Annotated in this window: 17 protein-coding genes; 7 read left to right on the forward strand and 10 right to left on the reverse strand. The window is 69.4% G+C overall.

The window, feature by feature from the left end; genetic code table 11:
* Nucleotides 1-186 (reverse strand): TCP-1/cpn60 chaperonin family protein (locus MFF58_RS20580; protein ID WP_283206456.1); only part of this gene is annotated, 186 nt, incomplete at its 3' end.
* A 70-nt stretch (nucleotides 187-256) separates the two neighbouring features.
* On the reverse strand, nucleotides 257-547 hold the full coding sequence (gene groES / locus MFF58_RS20585; protein WP_238290766.1) for a co-chaperone GroES: 291 nt from the start codon (nucleotides 545-547) through the stop codon (nucleotides 257-259).
* Nucleotides 548-759: 212 nt separating this feature from the next.
* Here groES and MFF58_RS20590 point away from each other — a divergent pair, with 212 nt between their 5' ends.
* Together MFF58_RS20590 and MFF58_RS20595 are read left to right on the forward strand one after the other, a co-directional pair.
* Nucleotides 760-1,746, forward strand: a complete 987-nt coding sequence (locus MFF58_RS20590; RefSeq protein WP_238290767.1) for a CorA family divalent cation transporter — start codon at nucleotides 760-762, stop codon at nucleotides 1,744-1,746.
* A gap of 189 nt (nucleotides 1,747-1,935) precedes the next feature.
* The gene (locus MFF58_RS20595) at nucleotides 1,936-3,396 is read left to right on the forward strand and encodes a methyl-accepting chemotaxis protein (protein ID WP_238290851.1); all 1,461 of its coding nucleotides are present in this window, start codon (nucleotides 1,936-1,938) and stop codon (nucleotides 3,394-3,396) included.
* A gap of 80 nt (nucleotides 3,397-3,476) precedes the next feature.
* On the opposite strand, the gene pdeM is transcribed toward MFF58_RS20595, so the two are convergent.
* Genes pdeM through MFF58_RS20610 form a run of 3 tightly spaced genes read right to left on the reverse strand, consistent with a single transcriptional unit; the run spans nucleotide 3,477 to nucleotide 7,857 of the window.
* Nucleotides 3,477-4,190, reverse strand: coding sequence for a ligase-associated DNA damage response endonuclease PdeM (gene pdeM / locus MFF58_RS20600; protein ID WP_238290768.1), 714 nt, complete (start codon nucleotides 4,188-4,190; stop codon nucleotides 3,477-3,479).
* Between the two features lie 41 nt (nucleotides 4,191-4,231).
* Nucleotides 4,232-6,904, reverse strand: a complete 2,673-nt coding sequence (locus MFF58_RS20605; RefSeq protein ID WP_238290853.1) for a ligase-associated DNA damage response DEXH box helicase — start codon at nucleotides 6,902-6,904, stop codon at nucleotides 4,232-4,234.
* Nucleotides 6,901-7,857: an alpha/beta hydrolase gene (locus MFF58_RS20610; RefSeq protein ID WP_238290769.1), complete on the reverse strand. Its 957-nt coding sequence runs from the start codon at nucleotides 7,855-7,857 to the stop codon at nucleotides 6,901-6,903. Before MFF58_RS20610 ends, MFF58_RS20605 begins: the two co-directional genes overlap by 4 nt.
* Nucleotides 7,858-8,141: 284 nt before the next feature.
* Here MFF58_RS20610 and MFF58_RS20615 point away from each other — a divergent pair, with 284 nt between their 5' ends.
* Complete coding sequence (locus tag MFF58_RS20615) at nucleotides 8,142-8,483, forward strand: DUF6460 domain-containing protein (protein ID WP_238290771.1); 342 nt, start codon at nucleotides 8,142-8,144, stop codon at nucleotides 8,481-8,483.
* A gap of 38 nt (nucleotides 8,484-8,521) precedes the next feature.
* Nucleotides 8,522-9,874 (forward strand): MATE family efflux transporter, encoded by a 1,353-nt coding sequence (locus MFF58_RS20620; RefSeq protein WP_238290773.1) that lies wholly within the window; start codon nucleotides 8,522-8,524, stop codon nucleotides 9,872-9,874.
* Here MFF58_RS20620 and MFF58_RS20625 read toward each other — a convergent pair.
* Nucleotides 9,871-10,212 carry a hypothetical protein gene (locus tag MFF58_RS20625; protein WP_238290775.1) on the reverse strand — a complete coding sequence of 114 codons (342 nt, stop codon included), beginning with the start codon at nucleotides 10,210-10,212 and terminating at the stop codon, nucleotides 9,871-9,873. The two genes, MFF58_RS20620 and MFF58_RS20625, sit on opposite strands and share 4 nt — an antisense overlap.
* A gap of 198 nt (nucleotides 10,213-10,410) precedes the next feature.
* Between MFF58_RS20625 and MFF58_RS20630 the strand changes: the two genes are divergently transcribed.
* Nucleotides 10,411-11,319, forward strand: a complete 909-nt coding sequence (locus tag MFF58_RS20630) for an HpcH/HpaI aldolase/citrate lyase family protein (protein WP_238290777.1) — start codon at nucleotides 10,411-10,413, stop codon at nucleotides 11,317-11,319.
* Nucleotides 11,320-11,399: 80 nt separating this feature from the next.
* Here MFF58_RS20630 and MFF58_RS20635 read toward each other — a convergent pair whose 3' ends face one another.
* The 4 genes from MFF58_RS20635 to MFF58_RS20650 form a co-directional block, all read right to left on the reverse strand.
* Nucleotides 11,400-11,699: a hypothetical protein gene (locus tag MFF58_RS20635; RefSeq protein WP_238290780.1), complete on the reverse strand. Its 300-nt coding sequence runs from the start codon at nucleotides 11,697-11,699 to the stop codon at nucleotides 11,400-11,402.
* Nucleotides 11,696-13,993 carry an FdhF/YdeP family oxidoreductase gene (locus MFF58_RS20640; protein ID WP_238290782.1) on the reverse strand — a complete coding sequence of 766 codons (2,298 nt, stop codon included), beginning with the start codon at nucleotides 13,991-13,993 and terminating at the stop codon, nucleotides 11,696-11,698. Before MFF58_RS20640 ends, MFF58_RS20635 begins: the two co-directional genes overlap by 4 nt.
* Nucleotides 13,994-14,221: 228 nt before the next feature.
* Nucleotides 14,222-15,298: a quinone-dependent dihydroorotate dehydrogenase gene (locus MFF58_RS20645; RefSeq protein ID WP_238290783.1), complete on the reverse strand. Its 1,077-nt coding sequence runs from the start codon at nucleotides 15,296-15,298 to the stop codon at nucleotides 14,222-14,224.
* Entirely contained in the window at nucleotides 15,295-15,645 is a 351-nt protein-coding gene (locus MFF58_RS20650; protein ID WP_238290784.1) for a DUF952 domain-containing protein, read from the reverse strand. Before MFF58_RS20650 ends, MFF58_RS20645 begins: the two co-directional genes overlap by 4 nt.
* 316 nt (nucleotides 15,646-15,961) lie before the next feature.
* On the opposite strand from MFF58_RS20650, the gene MFF58_RS20655 reads away from it, so the two are divergent.
* Nucleotides 15,962-16,594, forward strand: a complete 633-nt coding sequence (locus MFF58_RS20655) for a S24 family peptidase (RefSeq protein ID WP_238290785.1) — start codon at nucleotides 15,962-15,964, stop codon at nucleotides 16,592-16,594.
* A 105-nt stretch (nucleotides 16,595-16,699) separates the two neighbouring features.
* The gene (locus MFF58_RS20660) at nucleotides 16,700-17,797 is read left to right on the forward strand and encodes a two-component system sensor histidine kinase NtrB (RefSeq protein ID WP_238290786.1); all 1,098 of its coding nucleotides are present in this window, start codon (nucleotides 16,700-16,702) and stop codon (nucleotides 17,795-17,797) included.
* The last annotated feature ends 34 nt before the right edge of the window (nucleotides 17,798-17,831 follow it).

The raw sequence follows: 17,831 nt of genomic DNA on the forward strand, positions 1-17,831 counted from the left end.
GAGTTCGATCTCCTTGGCGACCGTCACACCGTCCTTGGTGATGCGCGGGGCGCCGAAGCTCTTCTCGATCACGACGTTGCGGCCCTTCGGACCGAGCGTCACCTTCACCGCGTCGGCGAGGATGTCGACGCCGCGCAGCATCTTATCGCGGGCGTCGGCGGAGAAACGAACGTCTTTCGCTGCCATTGTGTGCCTCTTAACTAGTGTTGAAACCCCAAGGCCGGGACGGCCTCAAAGGGCAGGACGAGCGTTCCGATCAGAGGGCGACGACGCCCATGATGTCGGATTCCTTCATGATCAGGAGGTCCTGACCGTCGATCTTGACCTCGGTGCCGGACCACTTGCCGAACAGGACGCGGTCGCCGGCCTTGACGTCGAGCGGGTTGACGCGACCCTGCTCGTCACGGGCGCCGGGACCGACGGCGACGATCTCGCCCTCTTGCGGCTTCTCCTTGGCGGTATCCGGAATGATGATGCCGCCCTTGGTCTTCTCCTCGCTCTCGATGCGACGGACGACCACGCGGTCGTGCAGCGGACGGAACTTCATGAGCAGCCCTCTTGCTTCAGGTCTGGAGTTGGCGTTGATGCGGCCGGCGGGACCGCTCGCGAACTCGACTGTTAGCACTCTGTCTCGGCGAGTGCCAAAGACGGCGGCGAGATAGGCTCGCTGCGGTTCCGAGTCAAGGCTGTCGCACCCCCGCACGACGGCGCGATGACGCGGCGGCGGCCAAAATTCTCCCTCACGGACATCGTGCTCCCATGCTGAGCCTGCACGGACCCGACGGCGCGGTGGCGCTGGAACCCGGCCGCCCGATCGCGCCCCAGGCGGTGTGGTTGGACCTGAACGACCCGACGCCCGAGGAGGCGGCCATCGTCGAGCAGGCGACCGGTCTGCGGGTCCCGTCGCGGGAGGCCCTGTCGGAGGTCGAGACGTCGAGCCGGCTCCGCCGGGTGAAGGGCGGGCTCTCGTTGTCGACGCCGATGATCACCTTCGAGCAGAGCGCGTCTCAGTTGAAGCCATTGGGTTTCCTGCTGACCAAGGACCATCTCGTCACGATCCGTTTCCACGATCTGCGGGCCTTCGACTCCTCCACGAAGCGGATCTCAGACGGCGACGGGAGCACGACCCCGAGCGAGATTTTCCTCGTGGTCTTGGAGGAGCTGGTCGACAGTCTTGCGGACGCCCTCGAGGACATGGCCTCCGACCTCGATTCGCTTTCGACACGGATCTTCGACTTCGACGTGCGCGGCGCCGACCGGCGCAGGCTGGAGAGTCCGCCGCCGCGGCGCCGCGACCTCGCCCTACGGCGAATCCTGCGCGGCATCAGCAATCGCGGCAAGGGGCTGGGCAAGATCCGCGCGAGCCTGCTGGGGCTGGAGCGGATCGTACCGTTCGTGTCGGCCGCCTGCGAAGGGCTCGGCCTGCCGGAGGACGGGCGGTTCGACACGATCCGCAGGGACATCGAGTCCCTCGACGAGTTCGAAACGCGGCTCGCCGAGAACGTGCAGTTCCTCCTCGACGCGGCGCTGGGCCTGATCAACATCGAGCAGAACAACGTCTTCCGGGTGCTGACGGTGGTCTCGGTGGTGGGCGTCCCGCCCACGCTGATCGCTTCCATGTACGGCATGAACTTCAAGCACATGCCGGAACTGGAGTGGACCTACGGCTACCCCTACGCGCTCGGCCTGATCCTCATCAGCGCCATCGCTCCGGTGATCTACTTCCGTATTCGTGGCTGGTTCTGATATTCATTTGGCAATTACAAATATCTGATCTCTGATTTTAGCATCACGACATCGCATTCCGAGACATCGACCGCCTTCGATCGATCCGCTCGGAAGAACTCGTTCGATTTCTAGTCTCCCTTGAATTCCGATTAGCACGCCATTAACGACGCGGAAGCTATAGGAGATCGAGAAGGAGCGATCGTGATCATGTTCAAGCGGGCAACGTACAGTGAAGCGCAGGCCAAGATCGAGGCGCTCGACCGATCCTTGGCGATCATCGAGTTCGATCTCGACGGCCGCGTCCTGCACGCGAACCAAAACTTTCTCAAGGTGATGAAATACACACTTGATGAGGTGACCGGGAACCATCACCGCATATTTGTCGAGGGCGCCTATGCCAAGACTGTGGAATATACGGCTTTTTGGGACAAGCTGAAGGCCGGTCAATACGTGACGGGCGAGTTCCTCCGCCTCGACAAAGCGGGGGCAGGCGTCTGGCTGGAGGCGACCTACAACCCGATCCTTGACGCGAAGGGCCGACCGGTGAAGGTCGTCAAGTTCGCCACCGACATTTCGGCGAAGAAGAAGGAAATCACCCGCCTCCTGACGATGATCGACAATGTGCCGGTGGCTGTGATGACGGCCGACATGACGGACAATTTCAAGATCGACTACCTCAACGCCACGTCGCGCAGGACTCTGGCCACGATCGAGCAGCACCTGCCGATCAAGGTCGACGACATGCTCGGCAGCTCGTTCGACGTCTTCCATAAAAATCCGCATCACCAGCGGACCATGCTGGCGGATGCCAGCCGGCTACCGCACACCACCAAGATCAAGGTCGGGCCGGAGACGCTGAACCTGCAGGTCACGGCGGTGAACGACGAGCAGGGCCGCTACCTGGGCCCGATGCTGACCTGGGCAGTGGTCACCGCGCAGGTGAACATGGAGATCGACGTGAAGCGCGTCGTGGACGCGGTCGGATCCGCGATCCACGAGATGCAGAGCTCGGCCGAGGGGCTGATGCAGTCGGCCGAGTCCGCCCGCAGCAAGGCGTCGTCGGTGGCGGCGAACTCGGAGCAGATGAACGGCGCGATCCAGGAGATTTCCGGCCAGGTCGGCCGGGTTTCGGAGCGGGCGCAACAGATCGCCGTCCAAGCCGAGACGACGGACGCGACGATGCGGCAGCTCGCCGAGAACGCCCGCAAGGTCGACACCGTCGTCGGCATGATCAAGTCGATCGCCGACCAGACCAACCTGCTGGCGCTCAACGCGACCATCGAGGCGGCGCGCGCCGGCACGGCGGGGCGGGGCTTCGCGGTGGTGGCGAGCGAAGTGAAGGCGCTGGCCGAGCAGACCGCCAAGGCCACGGGCGAGATCACCCAGCAGGTCTCGGCGATTCAGAACGCCACGGGCGAGGCCGTCGGCGCCATCGAGATGATCACGGCCGCGGTGGGCGAGCTGTCGAAGCTCACCCTGGCCATGGCCAGCGCCGTCGAGGAGCAGGCGGTCTCGACCCACGAGATGGCGGGCAACATCGGGGGCGTGTCCGAGGCCGCCAACGCGACGGGTCAGCTCGCCCAGTCGGTCCAGGGCATCGCCGAGAGCCTCGCGGGCCATTCGGCGAGCCTGTCGGACAGCGTGACCCGGTTCATGAAGACGGCCTGATCCGGCTTCGGCCGCCGCAGCGGGACGCGCCGCGTCCCGACGGGGTGCGGGCCGGCGGGAAGGCGTGAAGCCGGAGGCGCTCAGTCCCGGGCGAGCTGCGCCTTCCCGATAGCGAAGACCCGCCCGTCGCCCAGGAGGTGGGCGGTGAAGCCGTTCGGGAACAGGCTCTCGATGGCCTTGTCGCGAACATTGAGCCCACCCGCATAGGCGCCGAAGGCCGGCATCACCAGGCGGCTGCCGTCCGTGACGAAGCAGCGGCGGCGGACCGCCCGGCCGCGCATCGCGACCTTGCCGCAGGGATGGAGATGACCGGCGATCTCGCCGGGTACGGGTTGCGGGCTCGGCTCGTGGCGCAGGATCAAGCCGCCGACCGTCAGCGCCTCCGCGTACCGGCCGCCGACGCCCTCGCGCACGGCGGCGTCGTGGTTTCCGGCGATCCAGACCCAGTCCCGGCCATCCTGCAGCGCCGCCACCATCGCCCGATCGCCCGGCTCCATGCGCTCGGGCCCGCGGGCATCGTGGAAGGAATCGCCCAACGCAACGACGCGGGCGGGATCGTGCCGCACCACCGCCTCGTGCAGGCACGCCAGCGTCTCGCGGGTGTCGTAAGGCGGCAGGAACTGGCCGGAGCGGGCCGCGTAGGACGAGCCCTTCTCAAGGTGAAGATCGGAGACGATCAGCGTCCGATGCTCCGGCAGCCACAGGCCGCCGCAGAGGTCGAGCACCAGGGTCTCGCCCGCCAGCAGCAGGGTGGGGTGCTTGTGGGTCTTCTCGAGTCTCAGGCCGGCCGCCAAGATCGCATCCTCGGTGTCGTCGGGGCAGGGCGGATCGGCGGTCAGGACAGAGCCTCTTGGAGAAGCTCCGCCTCGGCCTCGGCCAGGATCTCGTCGGCGCCCTCGCCGTAGACCCGCTCGCGCCCGATCTCGAGCATCACGGACACGGAGAGCGGCGAGACCCGGTCGAGAGACCTGTGGATGATTCGCCCTTGGATGCGCTCTAGCATCATGCCGAGGCGCCTCACGTCGAGGAGTCCGGTTGCCGCATCCTGCCGCGCCGCCCGGAGCAGGAGGTGGTCCGGCTGGTGCTTGCGCAGGACGTCGTAGATCAGGTCCGTGGAGATCGTGACCTGTCGCCCGGACTTCTTGAGGCCCGGATGATGACGCTCGATCAGCCCGGCGATCACCGCGCATTGGCGGAAGGTGCGCTTCATCATGGCCGATTCGTCGAGCCACGCCTCCAAGTCGTCGCCCAGCATGTCGACCGCGAACAGGTCGCCGATAAAATCCGGATCGCGGGCGGCGCGCTCGGAGACGTCGCGGGTCGTCCAGATCGCGATGCCGTAATCGTTGGCGGCGAAACCGAGCGGCCGCAGGCCGTCGCGCTCCAGCCGGCGCGTGAGCAGCATGCCGAGCGTCTGGTGGGCGAGGCGGCCCTCGAACGGGAAGGCGGTCAGGTAGTGGCGCTTGCCGCGCGGGAACGTCTCGACCAGGAGGTCGCGCTCGCCCGGCAGGACCGAGCGGCGGCGCTGCTGGAGCAGATACTCGCCGATCTGCCGCGGAAGCCGGTCCCAGGCAAAGGGATCGGCTATGAGCGCGCGGACCCGCTCGGCCAGGAAGGTCGAGAGCGGGAATTTGGCGCCGGCATAGGAGGGGATCGCCGGGTCGGTGCCGGGCGGCGCGCGCGTGACGAGGCACTCGTCCTCGGCCAGCCCCTCGAACCGCAGGGTTTCGCCGGCGAACAGGAAGGTGTCGCCCACGGTGAGCGTCTCGGCGAACTCGTCCTCGATCTCGCCGAGCACCCGGCCGGTCTTCGGCAGGACGGTGCCGGGCTTTCCGCGGAGGGAACGGCCCAGGCGGACCCGGACCCGCGCCGCCTCGACGATGGTGCCGACATTCATCCGATAGGCCTGCGCGGTGCGGGCATCGCGCACGCGCCAGAGCCCGTCGGGACCGCGCAGGATCTTGGCGAAGCGTTCATAGGCGCGCAGCGCGTAGCCGCCGGTGGCGACGTAATCGACCACCTGCTCGAACGATTCCCAAGTGAGGCCGGCATAGGGTACCGCCGAGACGATCTCGTCGTAGAGATCGAGCGGGTCGAAGGCGTCGGCGCAGGCCATCCCGAGGACGTGCTGGGCGAGGACGTCGAGGGCACCGAGCCGCGCGTCCGGCGTGTCCTGCGCCGCCGCCTCGACGGCGTCGAGGGCCGCTTGGCATTCCAGCATCTCGAACCGGTTGCCGGGGACAAGGTAGGCTTTGGAGGGCTCGTCCATGCGGTGGTTGGCCCGGCCGATCCGCTGCATGATCCGGCTGGCGCCCTTCGGTGCCCCGACATTGACCACGAGGTCGACGTCGCCCCAGTCGATGCCGAGGTCGAGGGTGGCGGTGCAGACGATCGCCCGCAACTGGCCCGCCGCCATGGCGGCCTCGACCCGACGGCGCTGCTGCACGTCCAGCGACCCGTGGTGGATGGCGATCGGCAGGGCGTCCTCGTTGAGCCGCCACAACTCCTGGAAGGTGTACTCGGCCTGCAGGCGGGTGTTCACGAAGACCAGCGTCGTCCGGTGCGCCCGGATCAGGTCGTAGATGGCCGGCATCGAGTGCCAGGCGGTGTGCCCCGAGATCGGCAGGGCCCGGCCGAGGTCGAGCATGCGCAGATCCGCCTTCGCGCCGCCGGCCACGGTGACGAGGTCGGCCATGGGCGCCGCGATCCCGCCATCCGCTGCGGGGGAGGGTGGTCCGTCCGTCAGGCCGGAGCGGGCGCGAGGTGCGGCGCGACGGGGGGCTTCGCGACCGCGCTCGGACGGCTCATCGTCGCGGGCCCCCTCCGTCTCCCCGCCCTGCAGGGTGCCTTCCGCCGCGGAGGGGGGAGGGGGAAGCGGTCCTTGGGGCACCAGATACTTCCGCAGCTCATCCGGCTGGCGCACCGTCGCGGAGAGCCCGATCGCGGCGAGTCCTGGGCTGAGCCGGTGCAGACGCGCCAGGGCGAGCGCCAGCAGGTCGCCGCGCTTCGAGGTGACCAGCGCATGCAGTTCGTCCAGGACCACGCAGCGCAGACCCGCGAAGAACGCCGCGGCTTCGCGATGGGCGATCAGCAGCGCCAGCTGCTCGGGCGTGGTCAGCAGGATGTCGGGCGGCCGGCTGATCTGGCGGGTGCGCTTGTGCGCGGGCGTGTCGCCGGTGCGGGTCTCGACGCGGACCGGCAGCTCCATCTCGGCGATGGGCGCGTCGAGGTTGCGGGCGATGTCGACCGCCAGCGCCTTCAAGGGCGAGACGTAGAGGGTGTGCAGGCCCTTCGGCCTCAGACCCTGCGGACCGCGCTCGGAGAGCGCGACGAGGCTCGGCAGGAAACCCGCCAGCGTCTTCCCGGCCCCGGTCGGAGCCACCAGAAGGGCCGACCGGCCGGCACCGGCGATCCGCAGCAGGTCGAGCTGGTGCGACCGGGGTGCCCAGCCGCGTGCGGCGAACCAGGCCCGGAAACGCTCCGGCAGGATCTCGGCCGGATCGCTCAGGCGAGCGCCATGAGGAAGCGGTCGATCAACTCCAGCGCGCGCTCGCTCATGGGGCTCGGGTAGCGGGCGAAGACGTGGCAGCCGCCGGGATAGATCGCCGTGTGGCCACCGTTGCCCGCGGCGGCCCACCGTGCCGACATGTACAGCGTGTCGTCGAGGAGGGGATCGGCCGTTCCGATGGTGAACAGGGCCGGCGGCAGGCCCTTCAGGTCCGCGTAGATCGGCGACACGTCCGGCCGGCGCCGGTCGATGCCCTCGCGGACGTAGCCGTCGGCGAACTTGGTCAGGTCGCGGGTGTTCACGACGAGCCGTTCCTCGCCCCAGTTCCGGACGGACGGGGTCAGGCCCAGATCGAAGAAGCCCGCGTTGAGATTGGCCCCCCGGAACGCCCGCGGCAGGTTGTGCTTGTCGCGCAGCCGCAGCAGCACCATCACGGCGAGCTGCGCGCCCACGGACTCGCCGCCGATGGTCAGCGCGTGGATGCCGAGCTCGGCCTTGCCGGGGCCTGCGAGCCACAGGGCAGCCGCCTCGCAATCGTGGAGGGCCGCCGGGTAGGGATTCTCGGGGGCGAGCCGGTAATCGACCGAGAGGGCGACGAAGCCGCACGCATCGGAGATCCGCTCCAGCCAGGGATCCTGCTCGTCGGCCGAGCCCCAGACCCACCCGCCGCGGTGAATATGGAGGTAGGCGCCGCGTACCTTGGTGCCGGGCTTCGGCCGGATCACCCGGAGCCTGAGCGGACCGTCGGGACCGTCGATCGTCAGCCACTCGGCCCGGTTGCTGTGCGGCATCGCGGGCGCGGCCTTGGTGCCGGCGCGGCGGCGCGCGCGCACCTCGGCGATCGGCAGCGACCATGGATCGGGCAGAGCGGCATGCGCCGCGACGATCTCGGCGTTGAGACGCAGCGTCTCGGGATCGATCGTCGCCGGGTCGAACAGGGCGTGGTCGATCATCGTGGGTTTGGTCCCGTCGGCACTCTGAAGCCTCTCACGAAACTCCCGGCTAACCGAGAGGTCTCCCATCGGCGACGATTGCGCAAAGGAAGTTTCGCGCGACGCTTAACCCATCGCCGGTCCCGCGCATCTTGGCGAGACCGCCGCCGCTTGCCATCTCGGGTTCGCGGGAGAAACCCGCCAACGCTTGATCGGCGCTCGGGTTTCGTCGCGGTGTGGTGCGCCGGCCACGGTTCCGCCCGCTTCGTCGCCGATCCGGGGCCGTGAGATTTCCAGAGGACGCGATGCTCGTCGATCACGACAGGCGCCTGCACGGCGCACCGCCGGACGGCACCTACGGCGCAGGGGCTTACCGCCCGCGCGATTCGGCGCTGCGGCGCTTCCTCGGCGGCTCCCCGACGGGCGTGTTCCTGCGCCTGCTGTTCCTGTCGGTTCTGGTCGGCGCCTTCATGGCGATGCTCGGGATGACGCCCGGGCGCCTGTTCTGGCACGTCTACGATTCAGCGCGTGCCCTCATCGACGTCGGACTGGCCTCCCTGCATGATTTCGGCGGCTGGATCGTCGCCGGGGCGATCGTGGTCGTCCCGCTGTGGCTGATCGCGCGGCTCGTGGCCGTGTCCCGGTGACGGGTGGCGCCTCCGCGCTGGGCTAGCGTCCGCTGAGGATGCGGGCCGCGGGTCCGGCGAAACCCACGCATCGCCGCGTGCTGGCCCTGGCGCTGCCGATGACGCTCGCCAACGTCACGACGCCGATGCTCGGCTTCGTCGGCGCGGCGGTGATCGGCCGGCTCGGCGACGCGGCGTTGCTCGGCGCGATCGCGCTGGGTGCCGTGATCTTCGATGCGATCTTCTGGTCCTTCGGCGCCCTGCGCATGGCGACGGCAGGGTTGACCGCCCAAGCGGTCGGCGCCCGGAACGGCGTGGAGATCGACCGCATCCTGGTCCGGGCGCTGGTGGCGGGCATCGGCATCGGGCTCGGCCTGATCGTCCTGCAATGGCCGGTCGCGCGGGCCGCCTTCGCGATCAGCGGGGCGAGCGAAGCCGTGATCACGGGCCTGTCGACCTATTTCCACATCCGCATCCTGTCGGCGCCGTTCGTTCTGGCGGGTTACGGCGTCCTCGGCTCGGTGCTGGGCCGCGGACGAACCGATCTCGGCTTGCTGCTGCAGGTGGCGATCAACCTGACCAACGTCGTCCTGACGCTCGTCCTCGTCCTGGGCCTCGACCTGGGACTGGCCGGCGCGGCGCTCGCCACGCTCTGTGCCGAGGCAATCGGTCTCGTGTTTGGTCTGATCGTGCTGTCACGCCTCGGATGTCGCCCCTTCCGGGTTCCCCTGCGCGACGTGCGCGATGCGGCTGCGATCCGCAGAACCCTGAGCGTCAACGGCGACGTGATCCTGCGCACGCTGGCGCTGATCACCGGCATCGTGCTGTTCTCGGCCCTCGGCGCCCGGCAGGGCGACGTCGTGCTGGCCGCCAATTCCGTCCTCTGGAATCTCTTCCTGATCGGCGGCTTCTTTCTGGACGGCTTCGCCACGGCGGCTGAGACCTTGTGCGGTCAGGCGGTAGGCGCCCGGGACGCCGAGGCCTTTCGGGCGACCTCGGCCTTGAGCCTGCGCTGGTGCCTGGGCTTCGGCCTCGGCGTCGGCCTGCTCTCCCTCGCCGGAGGCCAGGGCTTCATCGACTTCGTCACGACGAATGGGCCCGTCCGGGAGACCGCGCGAACCTACCTGCCGCTCGCTGCCCTGGCGCCGCTCGCCGCCGCGGCCCCGTTCGCGTATGACGGAATCTACATCGGTGCGACTTGGACGCGGCCGATGCGCGACCTGATGCTCTGTGCGCTGGCCGCCTACGGAGCGCTGCTCGCGCTCGTCCATCTCTTGGATCTCGGCAACACCGGCCTGTGGATCGCCTTTGTGGGCTTTCTCGGCGCCCGGGGCCTCGGCCAGGCCATCGCCTTTCCCGCCCTCGTCCGCCGTACCTTCCCGTCGACCGTCGCGGCTTTGCGGACGGGCTAGCGGGGATCCTTCCAGCCCGTCGCGGTGGCCGTCGGCGCCGCCCGTACCACCGTGCCGGTGGAGCGCGGCATGTCAGCGTCCGCGCGCCGCGGGTAGGAGCGCCGGACAGCGACCGGCCTGTACCGGTGACCGCGGCGGACGTGGCGGCGACCTCGCTCGGAGGAATTGCCCACGAAGCCGCCGACCACGGCTCCCGCCACCGCGCCGATCGGTCCCCCCACGAGGGCGCCCGCAACGGCTCCGGATCCGACGCCCAGGGTGGTCCGACTCTGTGCTGCGGCAACTTGCGGCACCGCCAGTACACCAACCAAGAAGAGAGCGGCCAGGACTTTGCGCATGCCAACAATCCAAGATGAGCAAATTGATTTGACCGGCCTTCAAGCCGGAGATCGTGACGAAATCGCGACAAATCCAAGTGCAAGTACGGACCGTGTCAAATGCCCGCCGGACTCTCAGGAACCTTGGCGGGGAGACGTGGCTTGCGCGGCCGGCTGCGGTAGGGTGCACCGCAACGACGATCGGCCGCGCGCGGCCGCATGAGGGAGAAGTCCGTGGCCACGACGATGGACCTGCGCCTGCGCCGGAGCGTGCTCTACATGCCGGGATCCAACCAGCGCGCCCTCGACAAGGCCAAGACTCTGCCGGTCGACAGCATCATCCTCGATCTGGAGGACGCTGTCGGGCCGGAGGAGAAGGAGATCGCGCGCGACCAGGTCTGCGCGGCGGTCACCAGCGGAGCCTACGGCAGCCGCGAGTTGATCATCCGCGTCAACGCTCCGCAGACCCCCTGGGGCGAAGCCGACCTGCACGCGGCGATCCAGGCCAAGCCCGACGCGATCCTGATGCCGAAGGTGTCGTCCCCCGCCGTGCTGGAGAGCATCGCCGACCGGCTCGAATCCCTGGACGCCCCCGAAGGGATCGCGATCTGGGCGATGATCGAGACCCCGGCCTCGATCCTCAACATCCAGGAGATCGCCCGCGCCAAGCGCGACCCGCGCAACCGCCTGACCTGTCTGGTCCTGGGAACCAACGATCTCGCCAAGGATACCTGGGCGAAGATCGTACCCGGCCGCGTGCCGATGCTACCCTGGATCATGATGGCGCTCGCCGCCGCCCGGGCCGAGGGCCTGGCGATCCTCGACGGCGTCTATAACGACATCGCCGACACGGAGGGCTGCCGCGACGAATGCCGGCAGGCCCGCGACCTCGGCTTCGACGGCAAGACGCTGATCCACCCCACGCAGCTGGAGCCGGCCAATTCGTCCTTCGCACCCACCGAGGAAGAGGTCCGACGCGCGAAGCTGGTGCTGGAGGCTTTCGAGCGCCCGGAATACGCCAAGCGCGGCGCCATCAAGCTCGAGGGTCGCCTCTACGAGCGGCAGCACCTCGGCGTGAATCGGCGCGCGGTAACCTGGGCCGAGGCGATCAAGGCGAAGGGCTTCTGACCCGATCTGCACCGCCGGCTCCGCGCGCGGCGCGGCGGGATCCAGCAGCGCCGGGCGCTGCGGCATCGCGCGGCTCGGGATCACTCCGCGACGTTCGACGGCGCGGGCCTCCCTGAGCCGGCGGGCGCGAACCGCGTCCGCTGCGTCCGCGGATCCCGCGCCGTCACCGCCAGGTGCCCCGTCTCCTCAAGCCCCGCCAGCGCGCGCAGCACCAGCGCGTGCTCCACCCCGAAGGTGCTGGCGAAGGCGCGGCTGTCGCCCGGCAGGCCGAGGTCCAGTGCCGCCAGGAGGCCCGCCGCCAACGGATCGAGGCCGGGTCGGGCGGCCGTGACCCGGTCGAGGGCGGCGATGAACGACGCTTCGTCGGGCGTCGCGCTCACGCCGCCGCACGCGCCTGCAGGGTCACCAGCACCGACTTGGAGGTCGGCGTGTCGCTCTTCTCGCCGAAGGTCGAGAGTGGGACGAGCACGTTCAGCTCGGGATAGTATCCCGCCAGGGCGCCGCGCGGCATGTCGAAGGGCACGAGGCGGAAATCTTCCGCCCGCCGGACGATGCCGTCGTCGTGCGTGCCGACGATGTCGACCCGCTCGCCGAGCTTGCCCCGGATCTCCGCGAGGTCGTCCGGATGGGCGAAGAGCACGCGGCGCTCGCCGTACACGCCACGGTAGCGGTCATCCAGGCCGTAGATCGTGGTGTTGTACTGGTCGTGGCTGCGGAAGGTCTGCAGCACGAAGGTGTCCTTGGACCTCGTCGCGATCTGGTGCTCGGTCTGGTGCGGCAGGGCATCGGCGGAGAAGTTGGCCAGCCCCGTGGCGGTCTCGAACACCCGCTCGGCGGCGAGGTTGCGCAGCATGAAGCCGCGCGGCTTGCGCACCCGCGTATTGTAGCCGGTAAAGCCCGGGATCGTAGCGGCGATCGCCTCGCGGATCCGGTCGTAATCGGCCGCGAATCCGGCCCAGTCGATGGCCGAGCCGCCGACGGTCGCCCGCGCCATGCCGGCGATGATGGCGATCTCGGAGCGCAACTCCTTCGAGGCCGGCTTGTTGATGCCGCCCGACCCGTGGACCATGCTCATCGAATCCTCGACGGTGACGATCTGGACCTTGCCGTCGGCGTTGCGGTCGATCTCGGTACGGCCGAGGCAGGGCAGCAGGTAACCGACCGCGCCGGGCACGAGATGGGCGTGGTTGAGCTTGGTGGCGACATGCACGGTGAGCTGGCAGGAGGCCAGGGCTTGGGCGACCACCGCCGTGTCGGGCGTCGCGCGCAGGAAGTTGCCGCCGAGCCCGATGAACGCCTTGGATTGCCCGTCCCGCATGGCCCGGATCGCCGCCAGGACGTTGTGACCGTGCCGGCGCGGCATCGCGAGGCCGAAATGCTGCTCCAGCGCGTCCAGGAAGGACGCGGCGGGGCGCTCGTTGATGCCGACCGTCCGGTCGCCCTGCACGTTGGAATGGCCGCGCACCGGGCAGAGTCCCGCACCTGGTCGGCCGATATGGCCGCGCAGGAACAGGAGGTTGGCAATCTCCCGGATCGTCGCCACGGAGTGGCGGTGCTGGGTCACGCCCATGGCCCAGGTGGCGATGACCCGCTGCGCCCCGAGATAGACGTCCGCCATGGCGGCGATCTCGTCCATCGTCAGGCCGGACTGGTCGAGGATCGCATCCCAGGTCGTCGCCTCGACCGCCGCGCGATAGGCTTCGAGCCCGGCGGTGTGATGCTCTAGGAACGCGCGGTCGAGAACGGAGGGACGGCCAGCGGCGCGCGCCTCCGTGTCGCGGGCGAAGACGATCTTGGCGATGCCGCGGAAGGCCGCCATGTCGCCGCCCGAGCGCGGCTGCAGGTAGTGGCTGGCGATGGGCCGGCTCGAACCACGCAGCATCTCGACGGTGTTCTGCGGATCGGCGAACCGCTCCAGGCCACGCTCGCGCACCGGATTCAACACCACGACCTGAGCGCCGCGCTCGGCCGCCCGGCGTAGGTCTCCGAGCATGCGCGGATGGTTGGTCCCGGGATTTTGACCGACGCAGAAGATCGCGTCCGCCTTCTCGAAATCCTCCAGCAGGACCGTGCCCTTGCCGATGCCGATCGCATCGATCAGCGCGACGCCGCTGGCCTCGTGGCACATGTTCGAGCAGTCGGGGAAGTTGTTGGTCCCGTAGGCGCGGGCGAAGAGCTGGTAGAGGTAGGCCGCCTCGTTGGAGGCGCGTCCCGACGTGTAGAACTCCGCCTGGTCGGGATGGTCGAGCCCGCGCAGGGTCGCGCCGATCTCCGCGAAGGCCTCGTCCCAGCCCACGGGCAGGTAGCGGTCGCTCGCCGCGTCGTAGCGCATCGGATGCGTCAGGCGGCCCTGGCCCTCGAGGGTGTAGTCGCTCCAGGTCCGCAGCTCACTCAGCGTGTGCTTCGCGAAGAAGGCCGGCGGCGTGCGCTTGTCGGTCGCCTCCCAGGAGACCGCCTTCACGCCGTTCTCGCAGAACTCGAAGGATGAGCCGTGCTCCGGGTCGCCCCAGGCGCAACCGGGGCAATCGAACCCGTCGGGCTGGTTGGCCTTGAGCAGCGCGCGGGCGCCGGTGAGCGGCGCGCGGCTGCCGAACAGGTGCTTGCCGCAACTCTTCAGAGCACCCCAACCGCCGGCGGCGGACGAGCGCTTTGAAGCCCCGTCAGACTGGGCCATGAATTGTCCTGGACATGATGACGCGAAGGCTCTCGCAGCCGCGAGATAAGCGTCTCCGCAACCGCCTCACAATGGCGTGCGCGCGCAGGCCCCTCATGCACGACGCACAGGCTAAGCGCCCGCTCCGCAAAGCCTTTCTAAACTGACACCCGGAGGATCGCCGGAGGGGCACACAGCCCCGTCGACGTTGGGCGCGCGGCCGGGCCGATGCGATCGGCTCAGGCCCGATCAGCCGCCGCGGGCGAGGTCCGCCGCCTCTCGGCCGACGGCCTGCCGAAGCGTGGCGATCCCCTCCGCCCTCATGCGCTTCAGGAGCCCGGCCTTGATACGGCCGACGATCCCCGGACCCTCGTAGACCAGCGCCGAGTAGAGCTGCACGAGGCTCGCTCCGGCGAGGATCTTGGTCCAGGCGGCGTCGGCCGAATCGACGCCGCCGACGCCGATCAGGGGGAGGTCGTCACCGACGCGCAGCCGGGTCTGGGCCAGCATCCGGGTCGCCGGCCCGAAGAGTGGCCGCCCCGACAGGCCACCGGTTTCCCGGGCAAGCGTCCCCTCAACCAGACTCGCCGGCCGTGCCACGGTGGTGTTGGACACGACGAGCGCCTGGACTCCGCGGCGGCGTGCCGTGGCGCAGATCGCATCGAGGGCATCCAGCGCCATGTCGGGTGCGATCTTCAGGAGGATCGCCGCCGCCGCGCCCGACGCGTCGCGGGCCTCAACCGTCCTGGCGAGCAACTCGTCCAGGAACGCCTCGCCCTGCAGGTCCCGCAGCCCCGGCGTGTTGGGGGAGGAGACGTTGACGGTCACGAAATCCGCCAGCGGCGCCAGCGCCCGGGTGCAGGCAGCGTAGTCGGCGAGGCGATCGACGGCTTCCTTGTTGGCGCCGATGTTGACGCCGACGATCCCGGCCCGCCCGGCCCGGGCGCGTAGCCGCGCGGCGACGACGTCCAGACCCTCGCTGTTGAGGCCGTAGCGGTTGATCACCGCCCGGTCCGCGGTCAGCCGGAACACCCGCGGCCGCGGGTTGCCGGGCTGCGGGCGCGGCACCACGCCACCCACCTCGACGAAACCGAAGCCGAGGCCGAGCAGCGCGTCCGGCACGCGCGCGCCCTTGTCGAAACCGGCGGCGAGGCCGACCGGGTTGGGGAAGCGGCGGCCGAGCACGTCGACGGCGAGGTGCGGATCATCCACCTGAGGCGCGCGACGGGGCATCGCCGCGAGGGCCCGCAGGGTCAGGTCGTGCGCGCGCTCGGCGTCGAGCCGGTGCAGCAACGGTCGGACGAGGGGGAAGGCGCGGTCGATCATGGCGTACCCAAACCGGCCGGAAAGACGTGGCGGCCGTCCGCGCCCAACGGCAGCGCCATCACCGAACGGACCGCGTCGAGGGACAGCACACCGTAGAGGTGCGGGAACAGATCGCCGCCCCGGGAGGGCTCGTAGCGAAGACAGTCCCCGAGGGCGTTGGCCTCGACGGTGACGAGCAGCAGGTCGGCCTGCCCGGCGAAGTGGCGCGCCGCCGTCTCGGCCACCTGGGCGGCCGTGGAGAAGTGGATGAAGCCGTCCTCGCGGTCGACCGGCGCCCCGGCGAACCGGCCTGCAGCCTCCGCCTCCCGCCACAGCGCGCGCGGACAGATCTTGTAGATGAGCGGCATCGAAGCTCCCTGGACACGGCCGCGTCGATAGTGGCGCCTCGGGTTGGCGGCAACACCTGGATTCGGGACGCATTCGAGGAACGATTGCATTCTGCGCGCTGTAGTTCTACTTTCCTACGACGAGGCTGAGCGTCACAGTGCCAGGCCCGAATTGGGACGCCGGATCGGGGTTCTGCCGCATCTGGTGACTACACCTGTATCCCGCGGGTGCCGACCATGACCGGCGGGAAGATCGTCCCACTGCCTCCGTAACGGCCGGGTTCCGGCTGATGCGACGGGGGTTCCGGCCCGCTCAAGGTGAGCCTCCGAGCCCGACATGCTGTCGCACGAGCAGATCTGGAACGCCATCGACCGGCTCGCCGAGCGTCACGGCTACTCGGCCTCGGGACTGGCACGCCGCGCCGGCCTGGACGCGACGAGCTTCAACCGCTCGAAGCGCGTCGGCGCCGACGGGCGCAAACGCTGGCCCTCGACGGAATCGGTCTCGAAGGTGTTGGCTGCGACTGGATCCAGCTTGGACGAGTTCCTGCGCCTCATCGAGGCCCGCGAGATCCCCGCCCGGACCATGGTGCCGCTGATCGGTCTCACCCAGGCCGGTGCCGGTCGCCTGTTCAACGACGAGGGCATGCCCACCGGCGGTGCGGGCTGGGAGGAGATCGAGTTCCCGGACCTCGGCGAGGAGCGTGCCTTCGCGCTGGAGATCCAGGGCGATTCCATGCTGCCGCTGTTCCGGGACGGCGATGTTCTGATCGTGTCGCCCACCGCCGGCGTGCGCAAGGGCGACCGCGTTGTCGTCCGCCTTCACGGCGGCGAGGTCCTGGCCAAGGAACTGAGACGCCGGACCGCCCGCACCGTCGAGCTCGCCTCGCTCAACCCAGAGCACGAGGATCGCACCCTGAATCTCGGCGAGGTCGCCTGGATGGCTCGGGTCATGTGGGTGCGCCAGTAGACCATCCCCGGATCCGCGTTCCGGGCCCCGTCTTGGCCGGACGGCCGTTCGTCGCTATCGAGGGCGCGTCGCGGGCCTTCCGCATCCGCTGAGCGCGAACGCAGCATGGCGCAACCCGGCACGGGTCACGGTTCGGACGACGACGTGCCCCTTTCGGAGGAGGCTCGCGCGCTCCTCGATGCGTTGCCGACGCCGAGCCTGCTCTTCGACGAGGGAGGCCGGGTTCTGCACGCCAATCCCGCCCTCGAGCGCCTCTGCGGGCGTCCGGCGGCGTGGCTCAGGGAGCATGGCCTCGATCCGATGCTGGCCAGCCGCGCGCCCGCGCCGGATCCGGCCCAGGACGCCATCCAGGAGTTCCCGGCGCTGCGCGCGGACGGGACGAGCTTCTGGGCCAGTCTGACGGTGGCCCCGCTGCCGACCACCCCCTTCCGGATCGGCCAGATCCTCGACGTCACGGCACGACGGGAGGCGGAGGGCGCGCTCGCCCTGTCCCGCCAGCGCGAGGCGCTGGGCCTGCTGACCAACAGCGTGGCTCACGAATTCAACAACTTCCTCCAGATCCTCATCGGCTACATCGACGGCCTGAAGCGTCGGTTGGGCGACCGCCCGGAGCCGTTCATCCAGCGCGCGATATCGCGATCGGCCGATGCCACCGAGCGGGCTGCCATCCTGACGCGCCACCTCCTGGCCTATTCCCGGCGGATCGCGCCCGAGGTCCGCGCCGTCGATCTCGACGTGATCGTGGCCGACCTGGCCGGGCGCCTCGCCCCCGATTTGCCGGCCGCGATCCGACTGAACGTGGCTCGGACACCCGGCCTGCCGCCCGCGATCAGCAACCCGACTCAGATCGAGTTCGCCCTGCGTCACTTGGTCGCGAACGCCTGCGAGGCGATGCCGGCTGGTGGCACTCTGACGTTGTCGACCTTCCGGATCGAGCCCGGCGATCGGATGATGCAGCAGCCCGGCGACGGCATCGTGGGGATTGCGGTGAGCGATACGGGCCAGGGCATGTCGCCCGAGATGCTGACCCGGGCCCTCGCACCCTTCCAGACCAGCCACGAGGCCGGCCGCGGCGCGGGCCTCGCGATCGTTCACGGTCTGATGAAGCGCCAGAACGGCACCATCACCGTCGACAGCCGATCCGGGGAGGGCACCCAGGTGCGGTTGTCGTTTCCCGCCGCGCCCGAGCGGGCGCTGCACTGACGGGCGGAAAACTGCCATCGCGCCGTCGTGGGGC

The sequence above is a fragment of the Methylobacterium longum genome, assembly GCF_022179385.1.
Classification (GTDB): Bacteria; Pseudomonadota; Alphaproteobacteria; order Rhizobiales; family Beijerinckiaceae; genus Methylobacterium; species Methylobacterium longum.

Bases quoted from the DNA above. Each gene is read 5' to 3' on its own strand.
- groES (WP_238290766.1), bottom strand. From the start codon at position 547: ATGAAGTTCCGTCCGCTGCACGACCGCGTGGTCGTCCGTCGCATCGAG.
- MFF58_RS20590 (WP_238290767.1), top strand. From the start codon at position 760: ATGCTGAGCCTGCACGGACCCGACGGCGCGGTGGCGCTGGAACCCGGC.
- MFF58_RS20595 (WP_238290851.1), top strand. From the start codon at position 1,936: ATGTTCAAGCGGGCAACGTACAGTGAAGCGCAGGCCAAGATCGAGGCG.
- MFF58_RS20610 (WP_238290769.1), bottom strand. From the start codon at position 7,857: ATGATCGACCACGCCCTGTTCGACCCGGCGACGATCGATCCCGAGACG.
- MFF58_RS20615 (WP_238290771.1), top strand. From the start codon at position 8,142: ATGCTCGTCGATCACGACAGGCGCCTGCACGGCGCACCGCCGGACGGC.
- MFF58_RS20620 (WP_238290773.1), top strand. From the start codon at position 8,522: ATGCGGGCCGCGGGTCCGGCGAAACCCACGCATCGCCGCGTGCTGGCC.
- MFF58_RS20625 (WP_238290775.1), bottom strand. From the start codon at position 10,212: ATGCGCAAAGTCCTGGCCGCTCTCTTCTTGGTTGGTGTACTGGCGGTG.
- MFF58_RS20630 (WP_238290777.1), top strand. From the start codon at position 10,411: ATGAGGGAGAAGTCCGTGGCCACGACGATGGACCTGCGCCTGCGCCGG.
- MFF58_RS20640 (WP_238290782.1), bottom strand. From the start codon at position 13,993: ATGGCCCAGTCTGACGGGGCTTCAAAGCGCTCGTCCGCCGCCGGCGGT.
- MFF58_RS20645 (WP_238290783.1), bottom strand. From the start codon at position 15,298: ATGATCGACCGCGCCTTCCCCCTCGTCCGACCGTTGCTGCACCGGCTC.
- MFF58_RS20650 (WP_238290784.1), bottom strand. From the start codon at position 15,645: ATGCCGCTCATCTACAAGATCTGTCCGCGCGCGCTGTGGCGGGAGGCG.
- MFF58_RS20655 (WP_238290785.1), top strand. From the start codon at position 15,962: ATGCTGTCGCACGAGCAGATCTGGAACGCCATCGACCGGCTCGCCGAG.
- MFF58_RS20660 (WP_238290786.1), top strand. From the start codon at position 16,700: ATGGCGCAACCCGGCACGGGTCACGGTTCGGACGACGACGTGCCCCTT.